General features: G+C 63.6%; 13 protein-coding genes and 1 tRNA gene. 11 read left to right on the top strand and 3 right to left on the bottom strand.

What is annotated here, in order from left to right; genetic code table 11:
* Positions 1–185 precede the first annotated feature (185 nt).
* Positions 186–2,435 carry a maltotransferase domain-containing protein gene (locus AC1AXT_RS05805; RefSeq protein ID WP_476541912.1) on the bottom strand — a complete coding sequence of 750 codons (2,250 nt, stop codon included), beginning with the start codon at positions 2,433–2,435 and terminating at the stop codon, positions 186–188.
* Positions 2,436–2,816: 381 nt separating this feature from the next.
* Between AC1AXT_RS05805 and AC1AXT_RS05800 the strand changes: the two genes are divergently transcribed.
* On the top strand, positions 2,817–5,054 hold the full coding sequence (locus AC1AXT_RS05800) for a peptidase (protein ID WP_476541911.1): 2,238 nt from the start codon (positions 2,817–2,819) through the stop codon (positions 5,052–5,054).
* 720 nt (positions 5,055–5,774) lie between these two features.
* Here the strand turns inward: AC1AXT_RS05800 and AC1AXT_RS05795 are convergent.
* Positions 5,775–5,848 (bottom strand) — tRNA-Met (locus tag AC1AXT_RS05795).
* 210 nt (positions 5,849–6,058) lie between these two features.
* Between AC1AXT_RS05795 and AC1AXT_RS05790 the strand changes: the two genes are divergently transcribed.
* The 10 genes from AC1AXT_RS05790 (at position 6,059) to nucS (ending at position 15,348) form a co-directional block, all read left to right on the top strand.
* On the top strand, positions 6,059–7,102 hold the full coding sequence (locus AC1AXT_RS05790; protein WP_476541909.1) for a homoserine O-succinyltransferase: 1,044 nt from the start codon (positions 6,059–6,061) through the stop codon (positions 7,100–7,102).
* Between the two features lie 245 nt (positions 7,103–7,347).
* A complete protein-coding gene (gene atpB / locus AC1AXT_RS05785) occupies positions 7,348–8,160 on the top strand; it encodes a F0F1 ATP synthase subunit A (RefSeq protein WP_476541907.1) in 813 nt (270 codons plus the stop codon).
* 71 nt (positions 8,161–8,231) lie between these two features.
* Complete coding sequence (gene atpE / locus AC1AXT_RS05780; RefSeq protein ID WP_163227922.1) at positions 8,232–8,462, top strand: ATP synthase F0 subunit C; 231 nt, start codon at positions 8,232–8,234, stop codon at positions 8,460–8,462.
* A 69-nt stretch (positions 8,463–8,531) separates the two neighbouring features.
* The gene (locus tag AC1AXT_RS05775; protein ID WP_476541905.1) at positions 8,532–9,062 is read left to right on the top strand and encodes a F0F1 ATP synthase subunit B; all 531 of its coding nucleotides are present in this window, start codon (positions 8,532–8,534) and stop codon (positions 9,060–9,062) included.
* Between the two features lie 29 nt (positions 9,063–9,091).
* Positions 9,092–9,925: a F0F1 ATP synthase subunit delta gene (locus AC1AXT_RS05770; protein ID WP_476541904.1), complete on the top strand. Its 834-nt coding sequence runs from the start codon at positions 9,092–9,094 to the stop codon at positions 9,923–9,925.
* A gap of 92 nt (positions 9,926–10,017) precedes the next feature.
* The gene (gene atpA, locus AC1AXT_RS05765) at positions 10,018–11,676 is read left to right on the top strand and encodes a F0F1 ATP synthase subunit alpha (RefSeq protein ID WP_476541902.1); all 1,659 of its coding nucleotides are present in this window, start codon (positions 10,018–10,020) and stop codon (positions 11,674–11,676) included.
* Positions 11,677–11,679: 3 nt separating this feature from the next.
* Positions 11,680–12,603, top strand: coding sequence for a F0F1 ATP synthase subunit gamma (locus tag AC1AXT_RS05760; RefSeq protein WP_476541901.1), 924 nt, complete (start codon positions 11,680–11,682; stop codon positions 12,601–12,603).
* A 9-nt stretch (positions 12,604–12,612) separates the two neighbouring features.
* Positions 12,613–14,100 (top strand): F0F1 ATP synthase subunit beta, encoded by a 1,488-nt coding sequence (gene atpD / locus AC1AXT_RS05755; protein WP_476541899.1) that lies wholly within the window; start codon positions 12,613–12,615, stop codon positions 14,098–14,100.
* Entirely contained in the window at positions 14,100–14,396 is a 297-nt protein-coding gene (locus tag AC1AXT_RS05750) for a F0F1 ATP synthase subunit epsilon (protein WP_476541897.1), read from the top strand. Before atpD ends, AC1AXT_RS05750 begins: the two co-directional genes overlap by 1 nt.
* Positions 14,397–14,586: 190 nt before the next feature.
* Positions 14,587–15,348, top strand: coding sequence for an endonuclease NucS (gene nucS / locus AC1AXT_RS05745; protein WP_476541895.1), 762 nt, complete (start codon positions 14,587–14,589; stop codon positions 15,346–15,348).
* A gap of 267 nt (positions 15,349–15,615) precedes the next feature.
* Here the strand turns inward: nucS and AC1AXT_RS05740 are convergent, their stop codons facing one another.
* Positions 15,616–16,602: an FKBP-type peptidyl-prolyl cis-trans isomerase gene (locus AC1AXT_RS05740; RefSeq protein ID WP_476541894.1), complete on the bottom strand. Its 987-nt coding sequence runs from the start codon at positions 16,600–16,602 to the stop codon at positions 15,616–15,618.
* Positions 16,603–16,895 lie beyond the last annotated feature (293 nt).

Below are 16,895 nucleotides of genomic sequence, written 5' to 3'. Positions count from 1 at the left end.
AGATTGCCGGTTTTCGCGGCTGCGGCCTGCAAAAAACCAAGATTAAGCGGCTGCGGACGCAACGTAGGGGAGCCGGCCGCCGGCAGCGTTCCAGGCTTACGAAAAAGCCGCTTCCCGAAGGGAGGGAAGCGGCGTTCTGGTTTCCGAAATCCGTTTTCCGGAAAATCTTGGAAAACGGCGGGAAACTACAGTTCGACGGAGAGGATGTGCGCGACGTCCGCCCACGGGGCGAGCGACACGTAGTTCTCCCAGCTCCAGTCGAAGTCGCGGCCGGTCAGCTCGTCGTGAACGTGGAACGGCTGGTCGGTCGGCAGCCCGAGCTCGTCGAGCGGAACGTGCACGAGCGTCTTGTGCTCGTTGTGCCCGTCGAGATTGACCACCGTGATGACCACGTCGTCCTTGCCCGACTCGGTGAAGCGGCCCGGCGTGCGGCGCGCGAAGGCGACGATCGACGGGTCGTCGGTGCGCAGCACCGTCAGGTTGTGGTAGCTGCGGCAGGCCGGGTGGGCGTCGCGGATGCGGTTGAGCGAGCCCAGCAGCACGCTGATGCCGTACTCGTCGGCCCGGCTCCAGTCGCGGACCTTCACCTCGTACTTCTCGTTGTCGGCCTGCTCTTCGTGGCCGGCGCGCTGCGTGTTCTCGATCAGCTCGTAGCCGTTGTAGATGCCCCAGCTCGGCGAGCCCATCGCGGCGAGCACGGCGCGCACCGCGTGGCCGGCCACGCCGTTGTCGCGCAGGTATTCGGTGAGGATGTCCGGCGTGGTGGGCCAGAACGTGTTGTGCTGGTAGTAGCCGCCGGTGCCGTTCGTTTCGGCGAGGAACTCCTCGAGCTCCTCCTTCGTGTTGCGCCACGGGAAGTAGCAGTGCGACTGCGTGAAGCCGGCGTAGCTCAGGGCGCGCACCATCGACGGGCGGGTGAACGCCTCGGCCAGGAACAGCACCTCCGGGTGCTTCTTGTGCACCGCTTCGATGACGTCCTGCCAGAAGCGCACCGGCTTCGTGTGCGGGTTGTCGACGCGGAACACCGTCACGCCGGCTTCGATCCAGTGCGTCATGATGCGCACCGTTTCCTTCTCGATGCCCTCGAGGTCGGCGTTGAAGTCGATCGGGTAGATGTCCTGGTACTTCTTCGGCGGGTTCTCGGCGAAGGCGATCGAACCATCCTCCTTCGTGCGGAACCAGTTCGGGTGCTCCTTGACCCACGGATGGTCGGGGGAGCACTGCAGCGCGAAATCAAGCGCGATTTCCAGCCCCAGTTCGTGGGCGCGGCCGCAGAACGCCTTGAAATCGTCGAGCGTGCCGAGCAGCGGGTCGACGGTGTCGTGGCCGCCCAGTTCGCTGCCGATGCCGAACGGCGAACCCGGCTCGCCTTCCTGCGCCACCAGCGCGCCGTCCTTGCCCTTGCGGTTCGTCGTGCCGATTGGGAAGATCGGCGGCAGGTACACGATGTTGAAGCCTTCGGCGGCGGCGCGTTCCAGGCCGGAAACGGCCGTCTTGAACGTGCCCTGCACGATCTGGCCGGTCGCCTCGTCGACGTAGGCGCCTTCGGAGCGCGGGAAGAACTGGTACCAGGCGGCGAAGCTCGACTTCGGGCGCTCGACCTGCAGCGCGTGCGGCCGGCTTTCGCTCAGCCCGTCGCGCAGCGGGTGCTCGGCGTGCAGCGCGGCGATCCGCTCGTTGTCGGCGGCGGCGAAGCGGTCGGCGACCGGCAGTTCCTTGTCGGCCATCAGCTTGGCGGCGGCGGCCAGCTCCTTCTTCTCCTCGGCGTTCAGGCCCGCGTCCTTCGTTTTGGCCCAGCGGGCGAGCATCGCCGCGCCGTACGCCAGCACGTTCTCGACGTCGTCGTCCACCGAAATCTTGATGCGCGCGTCGTGCAGCCAGCTGGCGTAGGTGTCCTCCCAGCCCTGGATGACGACGGAGTAGGCACCCAGCTGCCGCTTGACGGCGGCGAAGCCTTCCTCCCACGGCGCCAGGTCAGAGTGTTCGCCGGCCTGCAGCGTCGCTTCCCACACGTCGATGCCGGGATTCGTGCAGGTCATCGGCACGGCGAGCGCGTCGCGGCCGCGCGGGGTGCGCAGCACGGCGGTGGCGCCGACCTTCATGCGTCCTTCCATGAACACTTCGGCGCTGACGTGGAACGGTTCGCCGAGCTCGACGCGCGCCGGATAGACGCCGTCCTCCACATCCGGGGAGAAGCCCATGATGTTGATGCGGCCGAACTGGCCCGGTTCGCTCACTTCGATCGGCTGGGCCGGGTGTTCGCCGGGAGCGGCGGCGGCCTGCGCGCTCTGCGTGCGCGGCTTGGCTGCCTTGCGGGTGGTCTTCGCGGCGCCCTTCGTCGCCTTGGCGGTACGGCGCGTCTTCTTCACGCCAGATTCAGCGGCATCGGCGGCCTGCGCCGCGGTGCCCGGATTTTCCTCTTTGTTATCAACCATAAATTCATTCTAGGTGAGTTTGTAACGACGATTTAAGGAAATGCTTGATATTTTGCGATTTTCGCATGTTTTCGGGGGTACTGTCCCGTTATGTGGACAAGTTGGTGATAACTGACCGGTTATCCACAATCCCCTATGCGACACACGTTGCCATCCACAGGCACCCTTCGCGCTTTCCCGACCCCCGCCGGCAATGGAAAGCTCGAAAGCACGGCAGGAGCGCTGCAAGCGCATGCCGAACCGAACGGAACGACCCGAACGGAAAGGAAGAACGCAATGAACTGGCAACGCAAGGCGCGGGGAACGTGCGGCGAGGGGCGTGCGGGCAGCGGGGCGCGCCAATCTTGGTTACGAAGAACGCTGGGCAGGGCGGCAGGCGCCGTGGCAGCGATTGCCGTGGCGTGCGCGGCGGCAGCGCCGGCGAGCGCTTTCGAAACGCTCACGCTCAGCCGGGCGGTTTCCGGCGACTACTACACCTATACATACGACGGGCTGACCTCGGGGCTGGGACTGATCGGCCGCGACGAGAACGGCAATATATATTACTGTATTGAAAACGCCATCCGCACCGACTATACGGTCACCGGAATCTCGGACCTTCCCGACACCGTGGAGAACCGGCAGATCGCGTGGGCGCTGGAACAGTATTCCGGCAAAGGCAACCCGAACGACGAGGGCGCGCTCGCGATCATCGTCCACGACGCGTTCGACGTCACCGAAGGCGACCACGATTGGGCGACGGAGCGTGCGTATCTGGAAACGGCGGCGCCGCATCTGTTCGTGCGGGCCGAAGCGATGCTGCGCAAGGCTGCGGCCGCGGTGCCGTCGGACCTCAAGATTTCGATGGGCTACGCCGACGGGCACCGTTCCGGCACCGTTACGCTGAAGATGACGAACGCCGCCGGCGACTACGTGTCCGGTTCCAGCTACACGGTGCGGCTGAACGGTCCGGCGACGTTCTCCAACGGCTCGAAGCAGGTTTCCGGCGTCGCGAACGGCACCGCGATCAATGTCAACTGGGTCGCCACCGGCGAAGGCGACGTGTCGGCGACGGTGGAGATGCCGGTCGGCACGCTGCAGCGGGCCACGAGCCAGCAGGACCTTGTCAGGCTGGGGCCGGGAACGATGGCTGCGTCGACGCCGCTGACGTTTCCAGTGAAGAAAACGTTTGCGCCGGCCATCGGCACGGTGACGTCGCCGAAGGTGCTCGATCCGGGCGCGACGGTGAGCGACGACGTGACGGTAACGCTCGGCGACGCTGCAGATTCCTGGCCTGGCGGCGTAACGCTTGACGCAACCGGATGGTATTTCGACGGGCTGGCTTCGGACCAGATCGGCGCGGCGGTCGAACCGTCGCCGTGCGAGCCGGCGGCGTCGTTCGTCTCGCGGCTCGAAGGGCTCGGGTACAAGGTCGCGGCGTATGGCAGCGCGTCGTTCGGCGCGGCTGGAGAGAGCAAAGCGGTCACCGCCGTGACCGGCGGCTTCGACGGGGAAGAACCGTACGTTGTCGGCGATGAAGGGGCGTTCGGCACGTGGGTGTGGGCCATCGAACGCGACCGGCAGAGCTCGGACGCGGCGCAGTATCTGGCGTGCGACGTGGTCAGCGGGTTCCTCGAGCCGGACGAAACGAACGTGCACCGGGCGAAGCTGAACGTGTCGTCGACGGTGACCGAGCACACGGCGCGCGTCGGCTCCGAAATGACCGACACGATCGTCGTCGACGGGTTCCCGGACAACCACGGGTCGTTCGAAGGGTCCGAAACGCTCGGCATCGGCGGCGACGAGCCGCTGGCGCAGGTGAGCGTCTACTGGGCCGCTGCCGATGCCAAGCCGGATACCGAAGAGGTTCCCGACGATGTCGTGGATGTGTCGGGAGGGGGTGCCGATAGCGGTGTTGACGACGGCGGGGCTGCCGATGGGTCGGATGACGGCTCGACGGACGGTTCGGTGGATAACGATGATGCCGACAGCGGTACTGGCGACGACGGCACTGACGATGGCACTGACGGCGGCGAGGTGAAGCGCAAGCTGGTGGGGACCTGGGATTACCCGGCCGTCAACGGAACGATCCGCGTGGGCGGCGGCATTGCCGACGCACATGGCGATCCGGTGACGATCGAGGCCGAGGAAGCCGGCTGGTACGTGTTCGTCTACTCGTTCGGCGGCGACGACCGCGTGATGCCGTACGCCAGCGCGTACAACGACGCGTGGGAGCGCGTGCGCGTCATCGGCCCCGACGAACCGGAACCCGGGCCCGACGAAGAGCTGGAGGAATCCGAGCCTCCGGTGACGCCGGCCTCGTTCGACGAACCGGAAACGCCGCAGGCCGACGAAGAGGCCGCAGCCCCGACGCCGCTCGCCCAGACCGGCATGGCGTTCGGCGCCCTGATGGCCATCGCGCTGGCGCTGGCATGCGCAGGCGCTGTGCTGCTGGCCGCAGCCCACGGCAAGACGCCCCGCTCGTGGATCGCATGGATGCCGGGTTTTGGCCGCGGTGATGTCAAAACCGCTGCCGAAGCCGTGGCGGCCGGACCTCCAAGCGCTTTCCGGGCTGCTTCATGGAACTGGGCGTCGTCTAGCGGTGGTTCGGCTGGAACGCAAGGACTTGGGGCGGCGTAATGCCGTCCACGTGAAGGCAGCGGGCCGCAGTTTCCCCTCGCTTTAAGCGGCCACGTTGCTGAAAAGGGCTGACCGGGTGTCTCTCCTCCCCGGCCGGCCCTTTACTATGCCTGCATATCGCCGCCGTCCGCTGGAAAATAGTTCCCCAAATACGTTCCAGTCGCTTACGGCCCGTAGGCGACTGAAAAGTAGATCCATAAATATGTTTCAGTCACTGACGGTCTACGCGACTGGAGTGTGGGCCCATGAATATTTTTCAGTCGGTGAGGCGTCGTCAGTGACTGGAATGTAGGGCCATGAATATGTTTCAGTCACTGACGGTCTAGGCGACTGGAGTGTGGGCCCATGAATATTTTTCAGTCGGTGAGGCGTCGTCAGTGACTGGAATGTAGGGCCATGAATATGTTTCAGTCACTGACGGTCTAGGCGACTGGAGTGTGGGCCCATGAATATTTTTCAGTTGCTGACATGTCCTCAGTGACTGGAATGTAGTTATCGTGATACTTTCCAGTCGCTGACGGCTGGTGAGCGACTGGAAAGTAGGTTCGTGGATATGTTTCAGTCGGTGAGGCGTCGTCAGTGACTGGAATGTAGACGTCTTGATATATTTCAGCCGGTGAGACGTCCTGAGCGACTGGAACGCTGCGGAAAGGCAACGCAAAAGCCTCCCGCACCGTGTTGGTGTGGGAGGCTTTTGCATAAACCTCATGGCGTGAATCGTAGCGGGGCAAGGATTTGAACCTTGGACCTCTGGGTTATGAGCCCAGCGAGCTACCGAGCTGCTCCACCCCGCGCCGGCTGCCTTCAAGCAGCTCTAATTAATTTAATCAGCAATGGCGCATTGTCAAGACGGCGTGTCGCGCTTGATGGAGATCTGAGAGTGGGGAATAAGGAGAAAGGGGAGGGAAGGGAAGAGGAATGAGAGCGGAAGGGTGGAGGGGGAGAAGGGGGGGGATTTGAGACTGGGGGCGGGGATGGGTGGGGAGCGGGGGATAATGGGGCGTATGCCTATCAAGATTCCAGCCGGCCTGCCCGCGAGGGCGATCCTCGACTCCGAGCGCATCTTCGCGCTCGAGAAGCCCGAGGCGGAGCAGCAGGAGATTCGTCCGCTCAAGCTCGTCATCCTGAACCTGATGCCGAAGAAGATCGAGACGGAGACCCAGCTGCTGCGGCTGATTTCGAAAAGCCCGCTGCAGGTGGAAATCGACTTCATGAAGACGTCGACGCACGAGTCGACGCATGTGAGCGCCGACCATCTCGTCAAGTTCTACGAGCCGCTCGAGGCGTTCGAGGACAACTACTACGACGGGCTGGTCGTCACCGGAGCGCCGGTCGAGCACCTTGCGTTCGAGGACGTCGACTACTGGGACGAGTTCCGGCGCATCCTCGACTGGGCATCGACGCACGTCTTCTCGACGATGCACCTGTGCTGGGGCGCGATGGGCGCGCTCTACCACCGCTACGGCGTGCGCAAGATCGACCTTCCCGAAAAGCTGTTCGGCGTGTTCCCGCAGTTCCTGCAGGATGAATACTGCTTCCTGACGAACGGTTTCGACGAGATTTCGCTGCAGCCGCACTCGCGGCTCGCCACCGTCAACGAGGACGACATCAAGGCGCGCCCGGAATTGCAGGTGCTGACGTGGGGTCCCGAGGCCGGCCCCGGCCTGCTGGCTACCCGGGATTTTTCGGAGGTCTTTGCGCTCGGACACTGGGAGTACGGCAAGGATACGCTCGCGGAGGAATACCGCCGCGACATGGACAAGGGATTGAGAAACGTTCCGTTTCCGAAGAATTATTTCCCCCACGACGATCCGAGCGTCGAGCCGCTGTTCTCGTGGCGCGCCCACGCCAACCTGCTGTGGCGCAACTGGCTCAACTGGGTGTACCAGACCACGCCCTACGACCTGCGCGAGGTGCCGGAACTGCGCGCCCACAAGCGGCTGGGCACCGACCGTTCCATCCGCCACGCGCCGGCCGGCCCGCGTTCCGACGGCTTCGCGCCGCTGAACGGCGACGGCTACGGGCTCGCTCCCCAAGTTCTCGGCTGACGTTCAGGAACGCCGGCCGAAGGAAGCGCTTGGACAAGGTGTACAATTTTCGGCGGCGTCGAAGGGCGCGTGTCGGGCGTCTGGGTATGTCCAATGCCGGGCTAATAATCCTATCCAGCTTTTGCGGATGACTTGTGAAGACCGGTTTTCCGCGGGGTTGAAAACCGCAGGAAACACGTTCATCACATTTCCATAATGACCTGGGATAGACTTGAGAAACTGACAAGAGAGATCAGGAGGCATGAATGATTGATGCATTCAGCTCGGGCGTAGTGAGCTTGGCGGAAACATCGATGGAAATGCCAAGCATCGAGGATTTCCTCCCTCCGGAAATCCTGTTCCAGGGCACTCCGTTCGCAATCAACCGCATCATCTTCGTCCGCATCCTCGCCACGATCATCATGCTGCTCGTGCTCGGCATCACCGTCGCGCGCGCCAAGCTCATTCCCGGTCGCTGGCAGAGCGCGGTCGAGTGGGTCGTCGACTTCACTGAAAAGAACATCGTCTACCAGGTCATGGGCGAAGTGCGCGGCAAGCGCTACGTGCCGATGATCCTCACCGTGTTCCTGACGATGCTGATCTTCAACCTGTGCGGCGAAGTGCCGGGCTTCAACATCGCGGCCAGCGCTACGATTACGCTGCCGCTCATCTTCGCGCTGTGGTGCTTCGTGCAGTACTGGATCGCCGGCGTGCGCGAAAAGGGCCTTGGCCACTTCCTGCGCGACGAGATGTTCCCGAAGGGCGTGCCGTGGCCGGTCTACATCCTGCTGGCCCCGATCCAGCTGCTTGAGCTGCTCGTCATCCGCCCGTTCTCGCTGACGATTCGACTGTTCGCCAACATGGTGTCGGGCCACCTGATCCTGGCCCTGTGCCTGTCGGCAACCCAGTACTTCCTCATCGACGCGGTCAACAAGTGGATGGCCGGATTCGGCGTCATCACGTTCGCGGCAGGCATCTTCATGTACCTGTTCGAAATGCTGGTCGCCGCCCTGCAGGCGTACATCTTCGCGATCCTGACCACCGCGTACATCAACATGAGCTACCCGGAGATCGACTAGCGTGAAGCCCAGTTGGCGGAACGCCCCCAAGTTTTTGTTGCTGACAAGCAATAACCAGAAAGGACACAACCATGGATATCGTTACCCTCGCTGAGGTCGCCGGCAACCTGAACGTCGTTGGCTATGGTCTCGCCGCAATCGGCCCTGGCATCGGTCTGGGCATCCTGATCGGCAAGACGATCGAATCGACCGCGCGCCAGCCCGAACTGGGCGGCCGCCTGCAGACGCTGATGTTCCTCGGCCTGGCATTCGTCGAAGTCCTGGCGCTCCTCGGCTTCGTCGCCGCCTTCATCTTCAGCTGAGCCACTGGACCCGCAAGAACGACAACGGACCCAACGGCATAGCGCCAGAAGACGAAAGGAGGAAGACGCATGGCGACACTAGCGGAGGACGGCGTGAGCCTGTTCCTGCCCAAGACCTACGACATCGTATGGTCGCTGATCATTCTCGTGATCGTTGCGGCGTTCTTCTACAAGCTCTTCCTGCCTAAGCTCCAGAAGGTGTTCGACGAGCGCGCTGCCAAGATCGAAGGCGGCATCGCCAAGGCCGAACAAGCCCAGAAGGAAGCCGACGAGGCGAAGAAGAAGTACGAGGCACAGCTCTCCACCGCACGCGTGGAAGCCTCCAAGATCCGCGACGACGCCCGCGCCGAAGCATCCCACATCATTTCGGATGCCCGCGGCCGCGCCGAAACGGAAGCCGCCCAGATCACCGCGAACGCCGAGCGCTCCATCGAGTCCATGCAGCAGAAGGCCAAGGTGCAGCTGCAGGGCCAGATGGGCGAAATGGCGACCAACCTCGCTGGCAAGATCCTTCAGACGGAACTCAAGAACGACGCAGTCCAGTCGGACATGATCAACCAGATGATCGCCGAAATGGAAGCCGAAAACAACAAGAAGTGATTCGAACCTTCGAGGAAGGGAGGTGAACGTTGCGAGGAGAAGCCTCACGTCTGGCCGACCGCACGTCGCGCGACTCGATGGCCCAGCAAATCGCGGCCATGGGCGACGACGCATGGACGCTCGGCAACGAGATGTTCACGATTGCCAGCGTGCTCGACAAGAACCCGCGCCTGCAGCGCGCCCTGACCGACCAGGGCCGGCCGCTGTCCGACAAGACGGCGCTGCTGGAAACGCTGCTGGGCGGCAAGGTGCTGCCGATCACGATGACGATCATGACCGACCTGGTTTCGCGCAACTGGAGCCGTGCCTACGACATCGACAATGCCGTGGAGGATTTCGGCGTCGACGCGATGATGTACAAGGCGGATGCCGACAAGGAGACCCTGCAGGTCTCAATCGAGCTCGCCCGCCTGCAGTCCGCGTTGCTGAACCTTCCGGTGGTGCGTTCGCGCCTTTCCGACGACCAGGCGCCTGCATCGGCCCGCATTGAACTGGTGCACGCCCTGATCGACCCGATGCACTTCCATCCGGTGACCGTGCGCCTTGCCGAACATGTCGCAGCAGAACCGCGCAACCGCCGTTTCCTGGAGACGATCCAGTGGCTCATCGAGAAGTTCTCCCGCCATATGGGCGAATCGATGGTCACCGTCACCACGGCGACGGAGTTGACGCAGGAGCAGATCGACAAGCTCATCGCCATCTACTCCAAGAAGGTCGGCCGCCCGGTACATATCAATTCCGTGGTTGATCCAACCGTGTTGGGCGGCATGCGCATCCAGGTAGGCGACGAAGTGACCGACAACACCGTGGTCGCGCAGCTGAAGAACCTTCAGCGCAAGGCCAAGGCAGGCGCGGCGCTCTAGGCGCCGTTCCGACAGCAGGCCTGTCGAGGCGCGCGACACCGCGCACCGGAAGGCCTGGCATGAATTTTGACAAACAGCAATAAGGAGTGATCATGGCAGAACTTACCATTGATCCCGCCACGATACGCAAGGCGCTCGATGACTTCGTCGACTCGTACAAGCCGTCGGACACGCCTACCGCCGAGGTCGGCCATGTGGCTACGGCCGGCGACGGCATCGCGCACGTAACGGGACTGCCTGGTTGCATGGCCAACGAGCTGCTGACGTTCCAGGACGGCACGCTCGGCCTGGCGTTCAACCTTGATGCGCGCGAGATCGGCGTGGTTATCCTCGGCGACTTCGCAGGCATCGAGGAAGGCCAGGAGGTCCGGCGTACCGGCGAAGTGCTCTCCGTCCCGGTAGGCGACGGGTTCCTGGGTCGCGTGGTCGACCCGCTCGGCAACCCGATCGACGGTCTGGGCGAAATCAAGAGCGAAGGCCGGCGCGTCCTCGAGGCCCAGGCCCCGGACGTCATGCACCGCCATCCGGTCGACGTGCCTATGGCCACCGGCCTGAAGGCCATCGACGCGATGACGCCGATCGGCCGCGGCCAGCGCCAGCTGATCATCGGCGACCGCCAGACCGGCAAGACCGCCATCGCGATCGACACGATCATCAACCAGAAGAAGAACTGGGAATCCGGCGACCCGAAGAAGCAGGTGCGCTGCATCTACGTCGCCATCGGCCAGAAGGGCTCGACGATCGCTTCGGTCAAGCAGAGCCTCGAAGAGGCCGGCGCGATGGAGTACACGACGATCGTGGCCTCCCCGGCTTCCGATTCCGCGGGCTTCAAGTACATCGCCCCGTACACCGGCTCGGCCATCGGCCAGCACTGGATGTACAACGGCAAGGACGTCCTCATCGTGTTCGACGACCTGTCCAAGCAGGCCGAAGCGTACCGTTCGATCTCGCTGCTGCTGCGCCGCCCGCCGGGGCGTGAAGCGTACCCGGGCGACGTTTTCTACCTGCACTCCCGCCTGCTGGAACGCTGCGCCCGCGTTTCCGACGACCTGGGCGGCGGTTCGATGACCGGCCTGCCGATCGTCGAAACGAAGGCGAACGACGTCTCGGCGTACATCCCGACGAACGTAATCTCGATTACCGACGGACAGATCTTCCTTCAGTCCGATCTGTTCAACGCCGGCCAGCGGCCCGCTGTCGACGTCGGCATTTCGGTGTCGCGAGTCGGCGGCGCCGCGCAGACGAAGGCGCTGAAGAAAGTCTCGGGCACGCTCAAGATTTCGCTGGCACGGTACCGTTCGCTGGAATCGTTCGCGATGTTCGCTTCCGATCTGGATGCGGCCTCGAAGGCGCAGCTCAACCGCGGCGCCCGACTGACGGAACTGCTGCGGCAGCCGCAGTTCTCGCCGTACTCGATGGAAGAGGAAGTCGTGTCGGTGTGGGCAGGCACCAACGGCAAGCTCGACGATCTGGAGATCGCCGACGTCCTGCCGTTCGAAAAGGGCATGCTCGAGTACCTCGACCGCAATACGGACATCCTCAAGACGATCCGCGAAACGGAAGAGTTCACTTCGGAAACCGAAGAGGCGCTGGACAAGGCCATCGACGCGTACCGCGAAACGTACGTGACGAAGGCCGGCAAGCCGCTCGTGACGCACAAGAAGGTCGAACAGACGCAGACTCCGGTCGACCAGGAACAGATTCGAGCCGACAAGGCCAAGAAGTCCGGCAAGAGCGCAGAAAAGAAGTAGGCTATGGGATCGCAACTCGCATTGAAGAGCAGGATCGCCTCCACAGGTTCGCTGGAGAAGATCTTCAACGCCCAGGAGATGATCGCGGCTTCGCATATCGCGCAGGCACGTGAAGTGGCCATGAATGCGAAGCCCTACACAGATGCGATTTTCGATGCCGTCCAGACACTGGTATCCCACTCCCATATCTCGCATCCGATCGCCGAGAAGAAGGAAGACAACCCGCGGGTCGCCGTCCTCGCCTTGACGTCGGATCGAGGTATGGCCGGCGCCTACACTTCGTCGATCATCCACGAAACCGAGGATCTGCTCAACCGGCTGGACGCCCAGGGCAAGCAGCCGGAGCTGTTCGTCTACGGACGGCGCGGCGTGACGTACTACAAGTACCGCAAGCGCGACCTCGCGCAGACGTGGGAAGGCGATACCGAGAAGCCGGGCGTCGAAGTCGCCGACGCCATCTCCAGCGCGCTGCTGGACGCCTACATGAAGCCGGCGGACGAAGGCGGGGTCTCCGAGCTCTACATCGTCTACACCGAGTTCATCAACATGGTGGTGCAGAAGGTGCGCGTGCTGCGCATGCTGCCGGTGGAGATCATCGAGCCCGAGGTGCACGACTACATCGAGGCGGCCGAGCACGAGGACACCGCCAACGGCGTGCGCCCGCTGTACTCGTTCGAGCCGAGCCTGCAGGAAGTGCTCGACGCCGTGCTGCCCAAGTACGTGCGCTCGCGCATCCACGAATGCCTCATGCAGGCCGCCGCTTCCGAAGTGGCCTGCCGGCAGAACGCCATGCACACCGCAACGGACAACGCCCGCAGCCTCATCGACGACCTGACGCGCAAGCTCAATGCGTCGCGCCAGGCTGCGATCACCCAGGAACTTACCGAAATCATCGGCAGCGCCGATGCACTCAACAAGGAAGAGTAGGAACGCGAAATGGCACAGACCAAAGCCCAGGCTGCTTCCGATGTGGCGGCGGAGCCGATTTACGGCCATGTGACCCGAATCCAGGGTTCGGTCATCGACGTGGAGTTCCCCGTCGGCCACATGCCCGACATCTACAACGCCCTGACCGTGCAGATCGCCGGCACCGGCGAGCAGGAAGAGGGCGAAACCAAGAACCAGACGATCACGCTGGAAGTCGAGCAGCACCTCGGCGACTCCACGGCCCGCTGCGTGGCCCTGAAGTCCACCGACGGCCTCGTGCGCGGCGCCGAAGTGACCGATACCGGCGGCCCGATCGAGGTGCCGGTCGGCGACGTGACCAAGGGCCATGTGTTCGACGTGGCCGGCAACATCCTCAACGCCAAGCCGGGCGAGCACATCGAGGTCAAGGAACGCTGGCCCATCCACCGCAACCCGCCGGCATTCGACCAGCTCGAGTCGAAGACCCAGATGTTCGAAACGGGCATCAAGGTCATCGACCTGCTGACCCCGTACGTGCAGGGCGGCAAGATCGGCCTGTTCGGCGGCGCAGGCGTCGGCAAGACGGTGCTGATTCAGGAAATGATCCAGCGCGTGGCGCAGAACCACGGCGGCGTCTCCGTGTTCGCCGGCGTCGGCGAACGTACCCGTGAAGGCAACGACCTGATCGGCGAAATGGACGAAGCCGGCGTGCTCGAGAAGACGGCCCTCGTGTTCGGCCAGATGGACGAGCAGCCGGGCACCCGCCTTCGCGTGCCGCTGACGGCCCTGACGATGGCGGAGTACTTCCGCGACGTCGAGAACCAGGACGTGCTGCTGTTCATCGACAACATCTTCCGCTTCACGCAGGCAGGCTCCGAGGTCTCCACGCTGCTCGGCCGCATGCCGTCCGCCGTCGGCTACCAGCCGAACCTCGCGGACGAAATGGGTTCGCTGCAGGAGCGCATCACCTCGACCCGCGGCCACTCGATCACGTCGCTGCAGGCCATCTACGTGCCCGCCGACGACTACACCGACCCGGCCCCGGCCACGACGTTCGCCCACCTCGACGCCACCACCGAGCTTTCGCGCGACATCGCATCGAAGGGCATCTATCCGGCCGTGGACCCGCTGGCCTCGACCTCGCGAATCCTCGATCCGCGCTACGTCGGCCAGGCCCACTACGACTGCGCGAACCGCGTCAAGGCCATCCTGCAGCGCAACAAGGAACTGCAGGACATCATCGCCCTGATCGGCATCGACGAGCTCGGCGAGGAGGACAAGACCACCGTCAACCGCGCCCGCAAGATCGAGCAGTTCCTTGGCCAGAACTTCTACGTCGCTGAAAAGTTCACCGGCGTCGAGGGCTCCTACGTGCCGGCCGAGGAAACGATCGAGGCCTTCACCCGCATCTGCGACGGCGTGTACGACAACGTGCCCGAGCAGGCCTTCTCCGGCATCGGCGGCATCGAGGACCTCGAGAAGAAGTGGCACGAGATGCAGAAGGAATACGGTGAGTAATGGCCGGATCAACCATGGAAGTGAACATCGTGTCCGCCGCGCGCCCGGTGTGGCATGGCACGGCGAAGTCCGTGACCATCCCCGCCTACAACGGCGGCATGGGCATCCTGCCCGACCATGAGCCGGTGCTGACCGTCATCAAGGAGGGAACCGTCCTCGTCGTCGAGCCCGACGGCGCCAAGCGCTCTTTCGAAGTGACCGACGGTTTCATTTCCTTTGATTCCAACAAGCTCACCGTCGTCGTCGAGCACGCCCGCGACATCGCGACCGCCGCGCCCGACGTCGACATGATCTAAGATTGCGCTTTCCCTGCGGCTCGTCCGCGGGTTGCAAGCGCCGTCTTAGGGTGCTTTGAGCGGTGCTTCGGCGCCGCTATGGAAGATTCAGCCGGCTTCCTACCGCTAAAAAAGCGGTTCGGAAGCCGGCTGAATCTTTTCTGCGAAAATCTCGTATAGAAAACGGCTCCGTACCGTGCGGATTCCGGGGATGGTTCCTTCGGCACGTCCGCGGCGGCGGGAACACTGGTGTTCCATGCGTATTGTTGTTGCCGACTGTTCTGCCGAATATTCCGGGCGCCTGCAGGCGTCGCTGCCGCGGGCGAAGCGCGTGCTGCTGATCAAGGCCGACGGCTCGCTGCTGATCTTCTCCGAACTCGGCTCCTACAAGCCGCTCAACTGGATGGCCGCGCCGTGCACCGTCAAGCAGACGACGACGCAGGTGACGGTCGGCCCCGACGGCTCGCCGCTCGAGGAGGCGCTGGAAGCGACGGTGCTGCGCGCCACCGCCAACAAAAGCGACGACGTGCTGGAAGTGACGCTGTACGAAATCCTGAGCGACGAAAGCTACGAACTCGGCGACGATCCGGGCTTGAAGAAGGACGGCGTGGAGGACCACCTGCAGCGCTGCCTGGCCGAGCAGATCGAGCGGATCGGCGAGGGCGCCAAGCTCGTGCGGCGCGAGTATCCGACGGCGATCGGGCCGGTCGACATCATGGCGATCGACGGTTCCGGGCAGCACGTCGCCATTGAGATCAAGCGGCACGGCGGCATCGACGGCGTCGAGCAGCTCACGCGCTACGTCAAGCTGCTCAACCGTGACCCGCTGCTCGCGCCGGTGCGCGGCATGTTCGCGGCGCAGACGATTACGCCGCAGGCGCGCACGCTCGCCGAAGACCGCGGCTTCGAATGCCTGCTGCTCGACTACGACGAGATGCGTGGCGTGGAGGACGACGCGCTGCGGCTCTTCTAGCGTTAGTGGCTGCCTCGCGCGCCTTTTTGGGGAGGCTTTCCGGCACTTTTCCGGCACTTTCGGAGAACCTTTCCGGGCCCTTTGCTGCGACAAACGACACGTCCCGCCTTCCGGAAAAAGAAGGCGGGACGTGTCGTTTGCCGCGGGAAAATCTTGAATAAAAAACGAAAAGGCCCGCGTTCCCGGCAGGAGCCGGAGGAACGCGGGCTGTTCCGTTCGCTGGAACGGATCTGTTCAGCGGCTTAACGGGCCGCCAATCCGTGCCGGTCAGTACTTGGCGAGGATGTCGATGACGAAGACCAGCGTGGAGTTCGCCGGAATCGAACCGTTCGCCGTGGAACCGTAGCCGAGGTCCGGCGGGATGACCAGCAGCACCTGCGAGCCGACGGTGTGGCCGACCAGGCCCTGTTCCCAGCCGGCGATGACGCTGGAACCGGAAAGCGCGGCGTCGAACGAGGTGCCGCGCGACCACGACGAGTCGAACTGCGTGCCGTCCAGCAGCCATCCGCTGTAATGGACGACCGCCGTGTCGTCTTCGGTGAGCTTGGCTCCGCTGCCTTCGATCAGCGTTTGCGAAACGAGCGTGTCGGAACCCTTGTAGCCGTTCATGTCGATTGACGGGGTGCCGTCGGACGCGACCGTCACCTTCGGCAGGTCGGCCGGGACGTCGGTGACCTTCTTGCCTTCGGCCTTCGTCAGGTCCTTGGACTGCGAGACGAACGTGAGCACCATCAGGTACGAAACGCCGGAGGAGCTTTCGTCGTTGACGCCGATGGCGATCGTCGTGTTGAGCTTCTTGCCCTTGATGATGTTGTAGTAGCTTTCGTTCATCACCGTCGAGTCGGAGCTGACGACGAGCGAGCAGTCCGGGGTGTTGTCTTCCCAGGTGCTGTTCAGCTCGGTGCCGTCCTGCACGTTGATGGCGATGCCCTGGGCGCAGACGCGGTAGCCGTCCTGGATCTCGTCGCCGTTGCCCTCCTGAAGGATCGCGTAGCTGTTGTTCTCCACCGTCATCGGGGTCTTGAAGCTGATGGTCGGCTTCTTGCCCAGCTCGCCCGTGGCGGTGACGCCGGCAATCTGGTTCATCTTGGTGGAAGTGGAGGTCGACGAGGACGACGCGGAGGCGGACGCGCTGGACGAGGAGCTCGCATCGTCGGAGGAGGAGCCGCCGCAGGCAGCCACGCCGATGCAGAACACGGCGGCGGCAACGGCCGCGGCCACGCGCGTTACGCTGGATACTATTGTTTTACGCATGGTTTCACACTAGCTAACGATTGCGAGATTGCCCAGCGATTTCCCACGGTAGCGCTCATTTCTCCTCCAAGTCGTCACCAGTTAGGGGGTAGCCGACTCCCGACGCTTGCGGAGGCCTCCGGAACCGAAGGCGGTTCCGGGGCGCAATGCGCGGAGACGACGGGCAAAACCGGCGGCGGCCGGTAGCGGGGCGACGGGCAAAACCGGCGGCGGCGACCAGCGGCGACTGACGGCGTTGTGCGCTCGGGGAGCATCTGGAGCTATGGCGACAGGGGACCTCTGTAGAATGGGTA

It is taken from the genome of Bifidobacterium sp. LH_450, assembly GCF_056356715.1.
This window is presented reverse-complemented; position numbering and strand designations above follow the sequence as displayed.